At 68.3% G+C, this 17969-nt stretch carries 16 protein-coding genes; 7 read left to right on the forward strand and 9 right to left on the reverse strand.

What is annotated here, in order from left to right; all coding sequences use genetic code 11:
• From AC07OZ_RS08230 to AC07OZ_RS08260, 7 genes are all read left to right on the forward strand, one after another.
• Entirely contained in the window at positions 1 to 1695 is a 1695-nt protein-coding gene (locus tag AC07OZ_RS08230; protein ID WP_495466677.1) for an ABC transporter ATP-binding protein, read from the forward strand.
• A 254-nt stretch (positions 1696 to 1949) separates the two neighbouring features.
• On the forward strand, positions 1950 to 2573 hold the full coding sequence (gene lptA, locus AC07OZ_RS08235; RefSeq protein WP_495466678.1) for a lipopolysaccharide transport periplasmic protein LptA: 624 nt from the start codon (positions 1950 to 1952) through the stop codon (positions 2571 to 2573).
• On the forward strand, positions 2570 to 3337 hold the full coding sequence (gene lptB, locus AC07OZ_RS08240; RefSeq protein WP_495466679.1) for an LPS export ABC transporter ATP-binding protein: 768 nt from the start codon (positions 2570 to 2572) through the stop codon (positions 3335 to 3337). Before lptA ends, lptB begins: the two co-directional genes overlap by 4 nt.
• Before the next feature lie 15 nt (positions 3338 to 3352).
• Positions 3353 to 4876, forward strand: a complete 1524-nt coding sequence (locus AC07OZ_RS08245) for an RNA polymerase factor sigma-54 (RefSeq protein ID WP_495466680.1) — start codon at positions 3353 to 3355, stop codon at positions 4874 to 4876.
• Positions 4877 to 5018: 142 nt separating this feature from the next.
• Positions 5019 to 6305, forward strand: coding sequence for a THUMP domain-containing class I SAM-dependent RNA methyltransferase (locus tag AC07OZ_RS08250; protein ID WP_495466681.1), 1287 nt, complete (start codon positions 5019 to 5021; stop codon positions 6303 to 6305).
• A 47-nt stretch (positions 6306 to 6352) separates the two neighbouring features.
• The gene (locus AC07OZ_RS08255; protein WP_495466682.1) at positions 6353 to 6637 is read left to right on the forward strand and encodes a type II toxin-antitoxin system ParD family antitoxin; all 285 of its coding nucleotides are present in this window, start codon (positions 6353 to 6355) and stop codon (positions 6635 to 6637) included.
• Complete coding sequence (locus tag AC07OZ_RS08260) at positions 6634 to 6942, forward strand: type II toxin-antitoxin system RelE/ParE family toxin (RefSeq protein WP_431264231.1); 309 nt, start codon at positions 6634 to 6636, stop codon at positions 6940 to 6942. The genes AC07OZ_RS08255 and AC07OZ_RS08260 overlap by 4 nt, the downstream gene beginning before the upstream one ends.
• A gap of 55 nt (positions 6943 to 6997) precedes the next feature.
• Here the strand turns inward: AC07OZ_RS08260 and AC07OZ_RS08265 are convergent, their stop codons facing one another.
• From AC07OZ_RS08265 to AC07OZ_RS08305, 9 genes are all read right to left on the reverse strand, one after another.
• A complete protein-coding gene (locus tag AC07OZ_RS08265; RefSeq protein ID WP_495466683.1) occupies positions 6998 to 7729 on the reverse strand; it encodes a 16S rRNA (uracil(1498)-N(3))-methyltransferase in 732 nt (243 codons plus the stop codon).
• A gap of 15 nt (positions 7730 to 7744) precedes the next feature.
• On the reverse strand, positions 7745 to 8302 hold the full coding sequence (locus AC07OZ_RS08270; protein WP_495466684.1) for an NADPH-dependent FMN reductase: 558 nt from the start codon (positions 8300 to 8302) through the stop codon (positions 7745 to 7747).
• 53 nt (positions 8303 to 8355) lie between these two features.
• Positions 8356 to 8904 (reverse strand): hypothetical protein, encoded by a 549-nt coding sequence (locus tag AC07OZ_RS08275; protein WP_495466685.1) that lies wholly within the window; start codon positions 8902 to 8904, stop codon positions 8356 to 8358.
• Positions 8905 to 8991: 87 nt separating this feature from the next.
• Positions 8992 to 10665 (reverse strand): long-chain-fatty-acid--CoA ligase, encoded by a 1674-nt coding sequence (locus AC07OZ_RS08280; protein WP_495466686.1) that lies wholly within the window; start codon positions 10663 to 10665, stop codon positions 8992 to 8994.
• A gap of 169 nt (positions 10666 to 10834) precedes the next feature.
• Positions 10835 to 12958 (reverse strand): sensor histidine kinase, encoded by a 2124-nt coding sequence (locus tag AC07OZ_RS08285; protein ID WP_495466687.1) that lies wholly within the window; start codon positions 12956 to 12958, stop codon positions 10835 to 10837.
• Positions 12959 to 13084: 126 nt separating this feature from the next.
• A complete protein-coding gene (locus tag AC07OZ_RS08290; RefSeq protein WP_495466688.1) occupies positions 13085 to 14782 on the reverse strand; it encodes an Ig-like domain-containing protein in 1698 nt (565 codons plus the stop codon).
• Between the two features lie 225 nt (positions 14783 to 15007).
• Entirely contained in the window at positions 15008 to 16429 is a 1422-nt protein-coding gene (locus AC07OZ_RS08295) for an NAD(P)(+) transhydrogenase (Re/Si-specific) subunit beta (RefSeq protein WP_495466689.1), read from the reverse strand.
• Positions 16430 to 16433: 4 nt separating this feature from the next.
• Positions 16434 to 16778 (reverse strand): NAD(P) transhydrogenase subunit alpha part 2, encoded by a 345-nt coding sequence (locus AC07OZ_RS08300; protein WP_495466690.1) that lies wholly within the window; start codon positions 16776 to 16778, stop codon positions 16434 to 16436.
• A gap of 53 nt (positions 16779 to 16831) precedes the next feature.
• Positions 16832 to 17950, reverse strand: coding sequence for a Re/Si-specific NAD(P)(+) transhydrogenase subunit alpha (locus AC07OZ_RS08305; RefSeq protein WP_495467352.1), 1119 nt, complete (start codon positions 17948 to 17950; stop codon positions 16832 to 16834).
• Positions 17951 to 17969 lie beyond the last annotated feature (19 nt).

Below are 17969 nucleotides of genomic sequence, written 5' to 3' on the forward strand. Positions count from 1 at the left end.
ATGCTGTTGAGCATTCAAGACCTGAAGGTCGCCTTCCGCATGGGCAAGGTCGACGGCGTCATGCAGCGCCAGCTGGCCGTCAAGGGCGTCAGCTTCGACATCCCGGAGAACCGCACGGTGGCGCTGGTGGGCGAGTCGGGCTCGGGCAAGAGCGTGACGGCGATGTCCATCCTCAACCTGCTGCCCGACAACGCCGAGCGCACCGGCGCGATCCTTTTCCAGGGCCGCGACCTGCTGAAGACCTCGCTGCGCGAGTTGCAGTCCGTGCGCGGGCGCGAGATCGCCTGCGTGTTCCAGGATCCGATGAGCTCGCTGAACCCGGTGTTCCCGGTCGCGGACCAGATCATGGAGCCGCTGATCAAGCATCTGGGCATGAGCCGGCGCCAGGCATTGGTGCGCGCCGAGGAGCTGCTCAACGAGGTCGGCATCCCCGATCCGAAGCGGCGCCTGAAGAGCTATCCGCACGAAATGTCCGGCGGCCAGCAGCAGCGCGTGATGATCGCGGTCGCGCTGGCCTGCAGCCCCAAGCTGCTGATCGCCGACGAGCCGACGACGGCGCTCGACGTGACCATCCAGCGCCAGGTGATGGAGTTGCTCGCGCGCCTGAAGGAATCGCACAAGATGAGCATGCTGTTCATCTCGCACGACCTTGGCGTGGTGGGCGAGATCGCCGACCACGTCGTCGTCATGCGCCATGGCGAGATCCGCGAGCAGGCGCCGGTGGCCGACATCTTCCACCAGCCGCAGGACTCGTACACGAAGGCGCTGCTGGCCTGCCGGCCGTCGCTGACCGAGAACCCGGCGCGGCTGATGGTCATCGACGACCACATCGCCGGCCGCTCGGTGTCCGAGGGCACGGGCAAGGCGAAGGATCCGGCCGCGCCGGTGATCCTGGAGGTCAAGGGCCTGAAGAAGAGCTTCTTCTTCAAGTCGGGCCTGTTCAGCAAGACCGAGTTCAAGGCGGTCAAGGGCGTGGACTTCCAGCTGCGCAAGGGCCACACGCTAGGCGTGGTGGGCGAGTCCGGTTCCGGCAAGACGACGATGGGCCTGACGCTGCTGCGGCTGCACGAGCCCACGGGCGGCCAGGTGCTCTTCGAAGGCAAGGACCTGCTGACGATGAACGGGCCGGACTGGCAGAAGATGCGCCGCCGGATCCAGGTCGTCTTCCAGAATCCGTATGCCTCGCTGAACCCGCGCTTCACGATCGCGCAGACGCTGCTGGAGCCGATGGAGATCCACGGCATCGGCAAGAGCCACGACGAGCGCGTGGCCACGGCCAGCGCGCTGCTGAAGAAGGTCGGACTCGACGAATCGGCGCTGCACAAGTATCCGCACGAGTTCTCCGGCGGCCAGCGCCAGCGCATCGCCATCGCGCGCTGCCTGACGCTGCAGCCGGAAGTGCTGGTGCTGGACGAGGCCGTCTCGGCGCTCGACGTCTCGGTCCAGGCCCAGGTGCTGAACCTGCTGAAGGACCTGCAGGACGAATTCGGCCTGAGCTACATCTTCATCAGCCATGACCTGGCGGTGGTGAAGTTCATCTCCGACGAGGTGCTGGTGATGCAGCACGGCGATGTCGTCGAGCAGGCCGATGCCCGTGCGCTGCTGGCCGCCCCGAAGCAGGAGTACACGAAGCGTCTGCTGGGTGCCGTGCCGCGTGGTTACCAGGGTACGGAGCCGACAGCGAGCGTTGCCTGAGTCGACCGACTGGGGCCCCTCTTCGGAGGTCAAGGAAGGAATTCGGCTGCCGGGAGGCAGACGAAGGAGGGACACGGAGAAGAGGGGCCCCAGTCGGGCGGCTCCCGTTCGGTCTCTCGCCCGCCCGATGCACCAAAACCGAACTTTCCACAAGCGCGAAGACTAGGCCCCTCGCTCACGCGGGACGACCCCCTGCTCCCTGCTTCAGCGATGGCTAGAATGGCCAGCAAGTTTTGTGCCGTCAGGATCCCCCCATGTCGCTTCGCCGCCCTCTGCTGTTGTCGACCGCGCTCGCGCTGGCCCTGGCCGCGCCTTTGTCGCAGGCCGCCAAGGACGACCGCGCCAAGCCCCTGAACCTGGTGTTCGACCGTGAAGGCGCGATCGACAAGGTCAAGCAGCGGTCCGAGTTCAACGGCAACGTGATCATGACCAAGGGCTCGATGGAGCTACGGGCCGATCGGATGGACGTGCAGGAGACCAGCGACGGCTACTACCAGGCCTACGCCAACGGCACCTCCGCCAAGCAGGTGCACTTTCGCCAGGATCGCGACACCCCGGGCGAGCGCATCGAAGGCCGCGCCGACCAGATCGAATACGACACCCGCACCGAGACCATCCGCCTGGTCGGCAACGCCGAGGCGCGGGTGATGCAGGGCGACCAGCTGAAGCAGGCGCTGTCCGGCGCCACGCTGAACTACGACAACCGCACCGAGCGCCTGATCGTAGAGACCGGCGCCGGTTCTCCGCATCCGAGCGGCCGCGGCCGTGTCGTGCTGATGCCGCGCAACGCCGCGAGCGAACCGCCGCCCGCCAGCAGCGCCCCGCTGCCGTTGCGCCCCAGCATCAACCTCGCTCCTCGCCAGTCCCCCCAGCAATGACGGAAGCCCGCACGAATTCCTCCCGGAGCCGCCTCCAGGCCTGGGGGCTGCAGAAGTCTTACGGCGTCAGGAAGGTGGTGAAGGATGTCCACCTCGACCTGCACAGCGGCGAGGTGATCGGCCTGCTCGGCCCGAACGGCGCCGGCAAGACGACCAGTTTCTACATGATCGTGGGCCTGGTCCGCGCCGACGCCGGCGAGATCCAGATCGACGGCCAGCCGGTGCAGACGCTGCCCATCCACCAGCGCGCGCGCATGGGGCTGAGCTACCTGCCGCAGGAAGCGTCGATTTTCCGCAAGCTCAACGTCGAAGAGAACATCCGCGCCGTGCTGGAGCTGCAGCTCGACGACAAGGGCAAGGCCTGGCCCTCGTCGCGCATCGACGCGGAGCTGGACAAGCTGCTCAACGAACTGTCGATCGAGAAGCTGCGCGACACGCCCGCGCCGGCGCTGTCCGGCGGCGAGCGCCGCCGCGTCGAGATCGCCCGCGCGCTGGCCACGCAGCCGCGCTTCATCCTGCTGGACGAGCCCTTCGCCGGCGTCGACCCGATCGCGGTGCTGGAGATCCAGCGGATCATCCGCTTCCTGAAGCAGCGCGGCATCGGCGTGCTGATCACCGACCACAACGTGCGCGAGACGCTGGGCATCTGCGACCGCGCCTACATCATCAGCGAAGGGGCGGTGCTCGCCGAAGGCACGCCCCAGCACATCGTCGAGCATCAGGACGTGCGCAGGGTCTACCTCGGCGAACACTTCAAGATGTAAGGGCCGGGAGTCGACATGAGGCCGACGCTACAGGTTCGCCTGTCCCAGCATCTTGCGCTGACGCCTCAGCTGCAGCAGTCCATCCGTCTGCTGCAGTTGTCGACGCTGGAGCTCCACCAGGAGGTGGAGCAGATGCTCGCGAGCAACCCGCTGCTGGAGACCGACGAGGAGTTCGACGCCCCGCTGCCGACCGCCACGCAGGAGCGTCTGACCGAGCGCGAAGAGCGCGAGGAACGCGTCGCGCAGACCGAGTCGGACGCGCCCGCCGGGGACACGCCGGCCGGCGATGAAATGCGCGCCGAGGAGTTCGGCACCACCGAGCGCGACGACTGGGAGAACGGCACCGAGCGCGACGACTTCGACGGCATCCGCGAGACGCCGGGCAGCGCGTCATCGTCCTCCGGGGACGACGACGAGCGGCCCGACACCGAGTCCCCCGACGAATCGCTGCAGGACGTGCTGCGCGGGCAGATCCCCGGCATGAACCTGAGCGCTGTCGATCGCGCGGCGCTGCTGGCGCTGATCGAGTCGCTCAACGAGGACGGGTATCTCGAGGATCCGCTCGAGGAAATCATCGCCGCGATCCTCGGCGAGGGCGCCGACCTGGAGCAGCGCGAGGATCTTCTCGACCGCTTCAAGGTCGCGCTCAAGTGGCTGCAGTCGATGGAGCCGGCCGGGGTCGGCGCACGCGACCTCGGCGAGTGTCTGGAGCTGCAGTTGCGCACGCTGCCGCGCTCGCCTGAGCAGGCGCTCGCGATCGTGATCTGCCGTCGGCATCTGGACCTGCTCGCCAAGCGCGACTGGCGTCGGCTGATGTCGTTGACCGGTGCCGATGAAGAGCTGCTACGCGACGCGCAATCGCTGATCGCCGGGTTGGAGCCCAAGCCCGGCCGACGTTATGCGCGCAGCGAGAACCGGCCTGTCATCCCCGATGTGATCGTGCAGAAGTCGGGACGCAACTTCCGCGTTTCCATCAATCCGGACGTGCTGCCCAAGCTGCGCATCAACGACCTCTACGCACAGGCGCTTCGCGCGACGCGCGGCGGCGTCAGCAACTCGCCGCTGGGCGGGCAGCTGCAGGAGGCGCGCTGGTTCATCAAGAACATCCAGCAGCGCTTCGACACGATCCAGCGCGTCAGCGAGGCGATCGTCGAGCGCCAGCGCGGGTTCTTCACCCACGGCGAGCTGGCGATGAAGCCGCTCGTGCTGCGCGAGATCGCCGACGAGCTGGGCTTGCACGAATCGACGATCTCGCGCGTCACGACCGCCAAGTACATGGCGACGCCGTGGGGCACCTTCGAGCTGAAGTACTTCTTCGGATCGAGCCTGTCGACGGAGGCTGGCGGCAATGCGTCCAGCACCGCGGTGCGCGCACTGATCAAGCAGTTCATCGCGGCCGAGAACACCGCCAGCCCGCTGTCGGACAGCCAGCTGTCGACGATGCTCGGCGAGCAGGGCATCACCGTGGCGCGACGCACCGTCGCGAAGTACCGCGAGGCACTGAAGCTCGCGCCGGCGAATCTGCGCAAGTCGCGCTGACGTCGTACTGCCACCGCCGCTGGCCCTCACCCCTGCCCTCTCCCGCAAGCGGGAGAGGGAGTCAAGCCAGTCGACGTCGGTGGGACAATCCGAAGCTTGATCCTCCCGGGCGTACCTGCGCCCGACTCACGCCGCACCCACGATGTCCGATTCCGCCTATCACCTGTTCCTGCCCTGCGCCGCCGGCGTCGAAGACTGGCTGGAGGCGGAGGTGCGCGACATCCTCGGTCCGGACGATTGTCTGCAAGGCCCGAAGGCGTTCCGCGGCGGCGTCGGCCTGTACGGCACGCTCGCGGCAGTGATGCGGCTGAACCTGCACAGCCGGCTCACGCAGCGCGTGCTGATCGAGGTGGCGCGCGAGGAGTACCGCCACGAGGACGACATCTACGCGATCGCGCGCACCGTCGACTGGACGCGCTGGATCACGCCGCAGCAGACGCTGCGCGTCGATACGACCGCGCAGCGATCGCCGCTGCACAGCCTGAACTTCGCGACGCTGCGGGTGAAGGATGCCGTCTGCGACATCCTGCGCGACGCGACCGGCGAGCGGCCCAGCGTCGACACGCGCTGGCCCGACCTGCCGCTGCAGCTGCACCTGACCGAGGACCTGGCGACGGTATACGTCGACAGCTCGGGCGAGTCGCTGTTCAAGCGCGGCTGGCGCGAGGACAAGGGCGACGCACCGCTGAAGGAAACACTCGCGGCAGCGATGCTGGCCGCAGCGGGCTGGAAAGGCACGCGCGAAGCGGGCGGCGCACTGCACGACCCGTGCTGCGGCTCGGGCACGATCCCGGTGGAAGCGGCGACCATCGCCTGCAACATCGCGCCGGGCATCCAGCGCCGTTTCGCATTCGAGAAGTTGAAGCCATTCCAGTCGCTGCTGCCGGCCTGGCGCGCGATCAAGGAAGAGGCACGCGCGGCGGAGCGTCCGTCGGCCGTGCCGATCTTCGCGAGCGATGTGTCGTTCCGGATGGTCGACTTTGCGCGGCGCAACGCGGAGCGCGCCGGCGTGGCGCAGTACATCCAGTTCAACGGCGGCGATGCGCTCGAGCGTCCGGCGCCGGCGCTGCCGGACGACATGCCCGGCACGCTGATGCTGAACCCGCCTTACGGCGAGCGGATCGAGGTCCGCGGCAAGGCCGGTACGCAGCGCATGGACGGCGGCGCGCTGTCCGAAGAGCGCGATGCCGGCGACGACTTCTTCCCGCGTCTCTCGGCGCATTGGAAGCGCGCCTACACGCAGCATCCGGCGGGATGGACCGCGTGGCTGCTGTGCCCGGAAATGAAATTGCCGAGCAAGATGCGACTCAAGGAGTCGCGCCGCATCCCGATGTGGAACGGACCGATCGAATGCCGGCTCTTCAAGTTCGATCTTGTCGCGGGCTCGGCTCGCAAGCAGAACGCAGGGAACACTGACTCCGACGAGTAAGTCCGCCGAAGGTGGGCCCCCTTGGTGGGGATGAGTCTCCCCCGACGATGCGATTTCTTTTCGAGGGAATGACCGAGATGATTCACGCAGATCTGGGACCCGAATTGGAGGCCATCGTGCTGAATCTGATTGAGAGCGGAAAGTATTCGTCGCGCATGCAGGTGCTGCGCGAGAGTGAGGAACTGAAGGGCTGGCGGGATGCTCAAGCCCAAGCGTTCAAAGAGCTGCTTGAGAGCAGGCTGTCGACCCCGTCTTCGGAGTACATCCCCGTAGAGGAGGCTTTTGACCGCCTTTACCGGGAATTGGGAATCAAGGGCGACCGCAGCGCATGAAGGTCAGCCTCCACCCGGAGGCGTGGGCGGACTTGCGGTCAATACACCAGTACATCGCGCGCAAGAACAAGCGACGTGCAGATTCTTTCATCGGGGAACTGCACGAGAAGATCGCGGGACTCGGCCACATGGCCGAGTCATATCCCGTGATCTCAGGCTTCGAGACAGCCGGCTTTCGCCGCCGCACTCACGGCAACTATCGAATCTTCTATCGCATCCTCGACGACGACACCGTCGAGGTAACACACGTCATGCAAATGTCGCGAGACCACCAGTCACTGCTGGCCTCGTGGGAGCGGTCGTGACATTGGAAATGGATCGATGAAGGATGTCGTCGACGAACTGCTGGCGAGGCTCGGCTCAGGCTTCGCTGAGCGCCAGCCAGCCGAGCACAGCGAGCGGCGCAGTATCGGCCCGCAGGATCCTGGGACCGAGCTTCGCAGCGCTGAATCCGCGTGAGCGTGCGGACTGCTCTTCGGCCTCGCTGAGGCCACCTTCGGGGCCGCTGAGGACCGTGATGCGCTGAGCGTCGCTCGATGACGACGTCAGCGCCGACAGCGGCTGCGCAGCGACGGGGCTCAGCAGCCAGCGCTGCTCGTCGGCATCGGCGGGAAGCTCAGCGAGCCAGGACGCCAGCGTCCTCACCGACGCGACCTGCAGAGGCTTGGAGCGCCCACACTGCTCGGCCGCCGCGATCGCGACGCCTTGCCAGTGCGCGCGCTTCTTGTCCGCACGATCGCCATTGAGGCGCAGCACGGAGCGCTCGCTCATCAGCGGCTGGATCGCCACCGCGCCGAGCTCGCAGGCCTTCTCGACGATGCCGTCCATCCGGTCGTTGGCCGGCATCACGACGGCCAGCGTCACCGCGCGCCTGAGCTCGCGATCCACCGCCTGACGCGCCTTCAGCGCGACGCGGACCTCGCTGCGACCCATCGCCGTGACCGCCGCGGTCCACTCGTCCCCGCTGCCGTCGAACAGCGTGACCTCGTCCCCCGGCTGCAGCCGCAACACCTGCACATGACGCGCCGCCCCGGAGGGCAGCGCCAATTCAACGTCGAGCCCCACCGCACCCAGCGGCTGCTCGACAAACAACCTCGCCGCCAACGTTCACCCCTTGTGCTTGCCCACCCAGGCGGCGAAGCCCGCCAGGACCTTGCGCAGGAAGGCTTCCGTCTCCGGCTTCGCGAAGCTGCCGTCGTCCTTGAACATGTCGGCCGCGCCGCCGAGGTAGACCTCCGGCGACGGCAGCATCGGCGTGTTCAGGCAGGCCAGCACCTGGCGCAGATGGTGGTTCGCACCGAAGCCGCCCAGCGCGCCCGGCGACAGCGTGATCACCGCCGCGGGCTTGCCGTCGAAGGCGCTCTGACCGTACGGCCGCGATCCCACGTCCAGCGCGTTCTTCAGCGCGCCGGGGATCGAGCGGTTGTACTCGGGGCTCACGAACAGCAGCGCGTCCGCGGCCTTCACGGCCTTGCGGAATTCCACCCACGCCGCCGGCGGGTCGGCCGCGTCGTCCTCGTTGTAGAAGGGCAGCGCGCCGATCTCGACGATCTCGAGCTTCAGCTCAGCGGGGGCGATGTGGGCCAGCGCGAGGGCCAGCTTGCGGTTGAACGACGCCTTGCGCAGGCTGCCGACCAGCACCGCGACGCGGTAGGACGTGGACATGGAGGGGCTCCCAACAGTGGAAGGACCGCCTCCAAAGCGTCAGGCGGTCCGGTTCAGTTGAAGCCCAGTGTCGCACGCAGTTCGTGCGCCGCGGCGTCGCCCTTGGCGGCCCGCACGCGGTCGATGATGTCCAGCGCCAGCGTCGTCAGCTGGTTCATGTCGGCGCACTGCTCGACCTCCAGCGCGATCTTGTAGCCCTTCAGCAGCCCCTGCTGCTTGGCGAAGGTGCTCAGCGCGGTGTACAGCTCCTGGTAGGGCAGCGACGACGTCGGCGCACCCGCGAGCCGCGACGGCACGGGCCGCGAGGCCGAGGCGCCGCTCAGGCGCGACGACGGCGCACCCGATCCCATCGGGGTCGCGATCGACGACGGCCCCATGGGCCGCGACAGCGGCGCACCGGCGGTCACCTTGACGAGTTGATGCTGCACCAGCAGTTCGAGATCGGCGGCGGCGGCGCCTTGCACCACGCCCACCCAGTCGCCGCCCGTCTTGCTGGCGTCGATCACCAGCAACAGGTTGCGGGCCACGCGGGCTTGCACCAGCGCGCGCGACTTGATTTCCGCTCTCCCGGCCTCGGTCTTTTCGTAGCGTTCTTCGAGCACGGCCTTCCCTCCTCCTCAGGAGGGCGAACTTTAGGGTGTCAAGGGCGGGTTTCGCCCAAGTGCAATCCCTAAAACTGCTACCGACTGCTACTTCTTGTCGCGCAATTCACGGCGCAATACCTTGCCAACCGGCGTTTTTGGCAGTTCGGTCCGGAATTCGATGATCCGCGGCCGCTTGTAGCCGGTCAGGTTCGCTTCGCAGAAGGCCTTCACGTCGGCCTCGGTCAGCGCCGGATTGCGGCGCACGATCACGACCTTGACCGCCTCGCCGGCCTTCTCGTCGGGCACGCCGACGGCGGCGCATTCGGCCACGCCCGGCATCTGCGTCAGCACGTCCTCGATCTCGTTCGGATAGACGTTGAAACCGCTGACCAGGATCATGTCCTTCTTGCGGTCGACGATGCGGAAGAAGCCGCGCTCGTCCACCGTGCCGATGTCGCCGGTGCGGAAGTAGCCGTCGGACGTCATGACCTTGGCGGTCTCGTCCGGCCGTTGCCAGTAGCCGGCCATCACCTGCGGGCCGCGGATCGCGATCTCGCCGGTGCTGCCGGGCGGCACTTCGTTGCCGTCGTCGTCGAGCAGCGTCACCTCGGTGCCGGACAGCGGCAGGCCGATCGAGCCGGTGTAGGCCGTGCTGTCCGTCGGGTTGCAGCACGCGACCGGCGAGGTCTCCGACAGGCCGTAGCCCTCGACGATCGGGCAGCCGGTCTTCTCCAGCCACAGCCGCGCCGTCGCCTGCTGCACGGCCATGCCGCCGCCGACCGAGATCACCAGCCCGCTCCAGTCCACCGTGTTGAACTGCGCGTGGTTGGCCATCGCCATGAAGAGCGTGTTGACCGCGGGCAGGCTGTGGATCTTGTGATGGCTGAGTTCCTTGAACACCGCGGGCAGGTCGCGCGGATTGGGGATCAGCACGTTGCAGCCGCCGACGCGCATCGACAGCATCAGGTTGGTGGTGAACCCGAAGATGTGATACAGCGGCAGCGCGCAGACGCTCATCAGCTGTTCATCGGCGGGCTTCTTCTTCAGCGCGGGCTGGTACCAGGCCTCGCACTGCAGCGTGTTGGCCACCAGGTTGCGATGCAGCAGCACCGCGCCCTTGGAAACGCCGGTGGTGCCGCCGGTGTACTGCAGCACCGCAATGTCGTTGGGACCGACCGTCGGACGCTTGTAGGTCTGGCCGCGCCCCTTGGAGACCGCATCGTTGAAGCGCACCGCCGACGGCAGCTCGAAGGCCGGCACCAGCTTCTTGACCTTGCGCACGACGTAGTTGACGACCATGCCCTTGGCGAAGCCCAGCATGTCGCCCATCGCGGCCAGGACGATGTGCTTCGTCGGCACGTTCGCGAGCACCTGCTGCAGCGTGGCGGCGAAGTTCTCGATGATGACGATCGCCTTCGCGCCGGCATCCTTGAGCTGGTGCTCCAGCTCGCGCGGCGTGTACAGCGGATTGACGTTGACCACGACGAAGCCGGCTCTCAGCACCGCCGCGACGGCGACCGGGTACTGCGGCACGTTGGGCATCATGATCGCGACGCGATCGCCCTTCTCCAGGCCCAGGCCCTGCAGGTACGCGGCGAACGCGCGCGAGGCTTCGTCGATCTGCGCGAAGCTGATCGAGCGGCCCAGCATCTTGTACGCGGGGCGCTCCGGGAACTGCTTGAACGCCGCTTCCATCAGCTCGACGAGCGAGGGATAGACGTCTGCATCGATCTCGGCAGGCACCCCCGCCGGATAGTGCTTCAGCCAGTTCTTCTCCATTGTTCTGTCTCCAAGGTACGGCGCGGATTCTCGCCGATCGCCATGGGCGCCCCATCAGGGGATTCGATAGACCGCACAAAGTGGAGAGATGACTCCAGAACGCGCCTTGAACGGCTTCGATGTGGCGCGATTGCGGGCCTGCGACGTGCCCGCGCACGCGGGGCGCGTCCTATGGACCCACGTGCAGCGGCAACCACAGCAGCAGCTCGGTGCCGCCCTCGGCCGGCGCCTCTTCCGGCGCGCGCCAGTCGATCTCGGCCGAGATCCGCTCGGCGCGGCGACGCATGCCGCGCAGGCCGTTGCCCTGGCGCAGGTCCGCGGCCATCCCACGTCCGTTGTCGACGATGGACAGCAAGACCTGGCCCCGCGCCTCGTCCACGCGCGTCGAGAACCGGACCCGCGTGGCGCCGGCGTGGTGGATCACGTTGCTGAGCGCCTCCTGCACGATGCGGATCAGCTCGCGGCCGCCCGTGCCGCGCAAGGTCGGCAGCAGCGGGATGTCGGTCAGCTGCCAGTCGAGCTCGAGTCCCGCGTCCTGCAGCCGCGGCGCCATCCGGTGCCGGAGGTTGGCGAGCAGCAGCGTGAGATCCCCGTCCGTGACGGCGAGCGCGTCGACGGTCAGGCGCATCTCGCGGATGCATTCGTCGAGCAGGCGGACCAGCGACTGCGACGTCACGCCGCGCTCCGCGCACAGGCGCGCGGTCACCAGTTGCGAGCCCAGCCCGTCATGCATCTCCTGCAGCAGGCGCTCTCGCTCCTGCGCCGCGGTGCGCTGGCGTTCGCTGTCCTGCAGATCCTCCCAGCGATCCTGCAGTTCACGCGTGCGTGCATCGAGCGCCTGTTCAAGCCGGATGCGCGCCATCGCCTCGTCGCGCAGCGAACCGACGAAGCGCCGCTGCAGCGCCACACCGGCGATCGCGATCAGCACGGCGTGTCCGACGACGTTGATGTCGACGACGCTCATCTGCTTCGAGAGCACCAGCGCGAACCAGCTCACGTAGAGCCAGACCCAGGCCGACAACGCGACAGCACAGGCGCCGGCCAGATGGGCGCCGCGCTCCGTCGCGAGCGCGGCCCGGGCGGCCAGCACGGCGGCGGCGCCGAGCACGACCGCGCGGCTGCCGAGCGCCCACCACGGCCAGGGGTGGTGGAAATCGGTCCAGCTCCAACCGAGGAAGGCGGCCGCGCCGTCGATCACGGTGCCGAGCACCAGGTAGGCGACGGCCATCTTCTCCGGCCAGCGCTCACCACTCCCCGACAGCCGCACGACCAGGAACAGCAAACCCGCTTTCGAGAGCACGTCGGCCAGGTCGAGCGTCACGCGCCACCACGGCGCGGGGAACAGTGCGCCGTTGAGCAGGTAGGGCGACAGCAGCAGCGCGGTGCACAGGCAGAACAGGCCGGTGACGCCGTACAGCCATTCCTGACGCAGCGCGAGCCAGACCATCAGCATGAAGGCGCCGATCACGATGCCGGCCAGTGCCGTCGTGACGCGGATCACCTGCCAGAAGCGGCGGCCCTCCTGCAGCGCGCGGATCTGAGTCGACGGACCCAGCAGCGGCGCGGACAAGCCCGCGCCTTCGAAGCCCGGACGCGCCAGCCGCAGGCTGAGCCGATGCTCGCCGGCCGGCAGCAGCGCGGGCGGGATGCTGACCTGCAGGCGGCGGCCGGCGAGCAGCAGGCCACGTTGCGCGAGATCGTCCTCATCCTCGGACGCATAGCCGCTGCCGGGACTGGAGGTCGCGATCAGCTGGCCATCCAGGTAGACCGTCGCCGCAGGTCGATGCTGGATCACCAGCCAGTACGGCGCCTCGGCGGCGCGGTCCAGCCGGAAATCGAGCGCGAACCAGAGCGGCCCCGGCGCGTCGGTGTCGTGGATCTGGACGGGCAGGGCGACCACGTGTCCCGGCGCGAGCGACACGGTGGGCGTGCTGGGCATCGTCGACGGCAAGGGCGTCGGGGTCGCTGTCGGGTTCAACGGCCGCGAGACGATGGCCGACGCGGCCGGTTCCGCGACGGCCAGCCCGGCCCGCGTGTGCGCACTCGACAGCGCCCCCGACCGCGCATCGGGCAATGCGCCGGCGATCTGCGCGGGATCGAGCGCGTCGCCCGGGAGCAGGCGGGCCTCGGTCAGGCGCAGCACCTGCGGCGGTGTCGCCGTGCCGTAGTGCTGGGAGAACAGATGGACGGCACCGAGCATCAGCAGCGGCAGCGCCACCAGCAGCGCGAGCCGCCGGATCGACACCGTCGCCGTCGCCGGACGGACCTCCATCGATCGGGTGAAAACGGCCAAGTCGCCCCCACGCAGCACATGAACGGGAACGGCCGGCTCCCCAAGGGGCCGGCCGCGGCAGATGCTAGGCCATCGAAGGTCTGAGCGACACCTCGGACCTAGGGGGCGCTGGCCCGGGTCGGACGATCACACAGGGAAGACGCCGGTCCCCAGCGACGGGTCGTAGGTGAAGTCCACGACGGTGTTCGGGCCAAGGTTGCCCGCGAGGTCCGTTTGCTGCACGCCCACCCGCGACAACTGCTGCCCGCCTGACGGATCGAGGCCGAGCGCGGACATCGGAATGCTGTCACCGCTGCCAACGTAGGCGATGTGGCTGATGCCGTTGCTGAAGGTCCAGGTGGCGCCCGGCTCGAGGCCGACGACCTTCAGGTTCAGGTCGCCGGAGATCTTGTCGGTGTGGCTGCTGCCGTTGTCGTTGGTCAATTCGAGGCTGAGCTTGGCCGGCGGCGTGTTGTCGATGGTCAGCTCGCGGGTCAGGGTGCTCTGATTGCCTGCCGCGTCGGTGTCGCGCACCTCCAGTCGGTAGTGGCCCTCCTGCGACAGGTCCAGGCTTCCCGGGGATTTCCATTCGCCCCCATTGACCCGGTAGCCGAGGGCGAAGTCGGCGTTGGTCGAGCGAGAGGCGTTGCGCCAGTTCCCCGGGTATTCGGTGCCGATCGCGATCGCGTTGGGCGAGATCTGCGGCGGCGTCAGATCGACGGCCACCGGGATCTCGGCGACCTGGCCGACGTTGCCGGCCAGGTCGGTCTGCCGCAGCGCCAAAGCGTGCGCACCGTCGCTGTTGAACACCGTGGCCGGGAGTTGATGGCTGTCCAGGGGTGCCCATGCCTTGCCATCGATCCGGTATGCCAGCAGCGCGCCGTCCTCGACGCCCTGGACCGCGACGACGTCCGCCAAGCCGAGCGCGGGCTTTCCGGCGGGCATCGCCCACTGCGGCGCATCCGGCGCCGTCCGGTCCAGCGTGAAGGACAGGTCGGCCACGTCGCCCTCGTGGCCGCTCGCATCGACCTGCCGGCCCTCCAGGTGCTTCACCCCGTCGGCACCGAACAGCGCCTCCGGCAATTGCGCATCGCCGCCATGCGGGGTCCAGGTCTTGCCCCCATCCAGGCTGATCGTGAGCGTCGCTCCCGCCTCCAGATCCGAGACATTCACCGAGCCCGAGGACGTGATGAGGTCCTGGGCGCTGGCACCGGTGTCGGAGGCGAGCGTCAACGTCGGCGCGACCGGCACATGGGAAGGCGGGTGTTGGTCCGTGCCGCCGGGCTGCGCGGGAGGCTGCTGATCGGTGCCGCCGGGCTGCGCGGGGTCGGGGTTCGATGGGCCCGCGTTCGTCGGGCCCGGGTCCGGCTGTTGAGGCTGCCCCGTGTGGGACTGGTCCGGCGGCGGGTGGTCCGCCGAGGGCTGATCCACGCCCGGCTTCGATGCGCCCGGGTCCGGCTTCTGTTCCGGCACGAGGGGATCCGACTTCGGATGATCGGTGTTCGGCGGATCGATCACGCCGATGGGCTTCGAGGCGGCCATGGAAGGCGCGGAAGACGCGCCCGCCAGACCCGCCGCGCCGCCGATGCCGAGCAGCCCGAGACCGGCGGCCAGCATCGCGGACGCGTGGTCGCGGTGAGGCTCGTCACTGGCGACGGCGGGGAATTCCCCGGCCGAACCGGTACTGGCCTCCGGTGCCACGGTCACCTCCGGGCTCGCCGCGACATCCGGGCTGGCGGCGGGCGTCTCCGGTGAGGCGCTGCCGGACTCGGCGGCGGCCGCCTCGTCCTCACGCTCATCCTCGTCAGGACGGGCAGGTCGTTCGCGCACGCCTGCCAGAGGCATGCCATTTGAAGGGAGCGGCGTAGGCGCGCCAGGCAACAGAACTGGGTGGGCGGACATCTTGGACACAGCAAAGAGAAGGATCGCCCAGTCTCTTCGTGTCAGCCACGGTCCGCATCAGCCTTCATTTGCAGTAGAGGGCGACAGCTTCCACCCAAGTCGGTAGGCCATCTACCGATAAAGCTGGAAGATGACCGGAGGCGCGCGCGGACCGCCCCCGCAGATGGGCTACTCGACAGCCTTGAGCATGTCCTCGACCACCTTCTTCGCGTCACCGAAGACCATCATGGTCTTGTCCATGTAGAAAAGCTCGTTGTCCAGGCCCGCGTAGCCCGCCGCCATCGACCGCTTGTTGACGATGATGGTTCGCGCCTTGTACGCCTCGAGGATGGGCATGCCGAAGATGGGGCTGCCCTTTTGCAGCGCCGCCGGGTTCACCACGTCGTTCGCGCCGAGGATGATGGCGACATCGGTCTGGCCGAACTCGGCATTGATGTCCTCCATCTCGTGCACCTGGTCGTAGGGCACCTCGGCCTCGGCGAGCAGCACGTTCATGTGGCCGGGCATGCGGCCGGCCACCGGATGGATCGCGTAGCGGACCGTCACGCCCTTGTCGATCAGCTTCTGCGCCAGCTCCTTCACCGCGTGCTGCGCGCGCGCCACCGCCAGGCCGTAGCCGGGGACGATGATCACGCTCTCCGCGTTGCCGAGGATGAAGGCGGCGTCGTCCGCGCTGCCGCTCTTGACGTTGCGCTGCTGCGTGGTGGCGGCGGCCGCGCCGGCCTCCGCGCCGAAGCCGCCCAGGATCACGTTGAAGAACGAGCGGTTCATCGCCTTGCACATGATGTAGCTCAGGATCGCGCCCGAGCTGCCCACCAGCGATCCCGCGATGATCAGCATGCTGTTGTTGAGCGAGAAGCCGATGCCCGCCGCTGCCCAGCCGGAATAGCTGTTGAGCATGGACACGACCACCGGCATGTCGGCGCCGCCGATCGGGATGATCAGCAGCACGCCGAGCGCGAAACCCAGCAACGCGACGAGGATGAAATCCATCGCGCTCTGCGAATGCCAGAAGCCGAAGATGAAGAACGCCGCTGCCAGGCCGAGGAGCGCGTTCAGCCAGTGCTGGCCAGGGAAGGTGACCGGCGCGCCCTGGAACAGCCGGAACTTGTACTTGCCGCTGAGCTTGCCGAAGGCGATCACGGAGCCGGAGAAGGTCACCGCGCCGATGAAGCAGCCGAGCGCCAGCTCGATGCGGTTGCCGCCGGGGATGGGCTCGCCGCGCGGCGAGATGGCGAAGGCATGCGGCTCCACGACCGCGGCGCCCGCGATGCATACCGCGGCCAGGCCGATCATGCTGTGCATGAAGGCGACCAGCTCCGGCATCTTGGTCATCTCGACGCGCTGCGCCATGACCGTGCCGATGCCGCCGCCGATCACCAAGCCGCCGAGCACGTAGCCCAGGCCCAGCGTTTCTCCGCCGGCGAGCTTGAGGATCAGCGCGCCGGTCGTGAGCACGGCGATGGTCATGCCGACCATGCCGAAGAGGTTGCCGCGGATGGAGGTCGTCGGATGCGACAGGCCTTTCAACGCCTGGATGAAGCAGACACTCGCAATGAGGTACAGCAGCGTGACGAGGTTCATCGACATGGGATCAGCCCTTCGCCGCGTTGTGGGTCTCGCCGCCCTTGCCCTCGGCGGGCGCCTTGCGTTCTTTCTTCTTGAACATCTCCAGCATCCGCCGCGTGACGAGGAAGCCGCCGAAGACGTTCACCGCCGCGAGCGCGACGGCGAAGGTGCCCAGGCCCTTGCCGAGCGTGGTCTCGGTGAGCGCGGCCGCGAGCATCGCGCCGACGATGACGATGGCGGAGATCGCGTTGGTCACGGCCATCAGCGGCGTGTGCAGCGCGGGCGTGACGGTCCAGACGACGTGGTAGCCGACGTAGATGGCCAGCACGAAGATCGTCAGGTTGATCAGGGTGGGGGAGACGGCGTCCATGCGGAGAGCTCCTTCCAGGGGAACAGGGAAACGGGGATTCGAGGATCCGGGGGTCAGGCCTTGCGCAACACCTGGCCCTCGTGCGCGACGAGGCAGGCGGTCACGATGTCGTCGTCGGCGGGCAGCGCGAAGCCGCCTTCCTTCGTCAGCACCAGCTTCAGGAAGTCCAGCAGGTTGCGCGCGTAGAGCGAGGACGAATCCGCCGCGACCAGCGCCGGCAGGTTGGTCTCGCCGACGAGCGTGACGCCGTGCTTGCGGACCGTCTGGCCGGGCTCGGTCAGCGGGCAGTTGCCGCCGGCGGGCGCCGCGATGTCGACGATCACGGAGCCGGGCTTCATCGCGCGGACCATCTCCTCGGTGACCAGCACCGGCGCCGGGCGGCCGGGGATCAGCGCGGTGGTGATGACGACGTCCGCCTGCGCGACGCGCTTGGCGACCTCGACCTGCTGGCGCTGCAGCCAGCTCGGCGGCATCGGGCGGGCATAGCCGCCGACGCCGACGGCGGCCTCGCGCTCCTCGTCGGTCTCGTAGGGCACGTCGATGAACTTCGCACCCAGCGACTCGACCTGCTCCTTGACGGCGGGCCGCACGTCCGAGGCCTCGATCACCGCGCCCAGCCGCTTGGCCGTCGCGATCGCCTGCAGGCCCGCAACGCCCACGCCGAGCACGACAACCCGCGCGGCCTTGATCGTGCCCGCGGCGGTCATCAGCATCGGGAACAGGCGCTGGTAGTGGAAGGCGCCCAGCATCACCGCCTTGTAGCCGGCGATGTTGGCCTGGCTGGACAGCACGTCCATGCTCTGCGCACGGGAGGTGCGCGGCGCGGCTTCCAGCGCGAAGGCGGTGAGGCGGGCCCCGGCCAGACGCTCCAGCCCGTCGCGGTCGAACGGATTGAGCATCCCGACGAGGACCGCGCCCGGCTTGAACATCGCCAGTTCGCCGGGATCCGGCGAGCGGACCTTGAGCATCAGGTCGGCACCGAAGGCGGCAGCCCGGTCGACGATCTCCGCCCCGGCGGCGGCGTAGGCCTCGTCGGTGGCGCTGGCGTTCAGGCCCGCGCCTTGCTCCACGCGCAGCACATGGCCCTGCGCGACGAGCTTCTTGACGGTTTCCGGCGTCGCGGCGACGCGCGTCTCTCCCGCCGCGGTTTCCAGCGGCACACCGATCAGCATCTGGAGGTCCTCCGTCATT

The sequence above is a fragment of the Roseateles sp. GW821-FHT09G03 genome, from assembly GCF_059416045.1.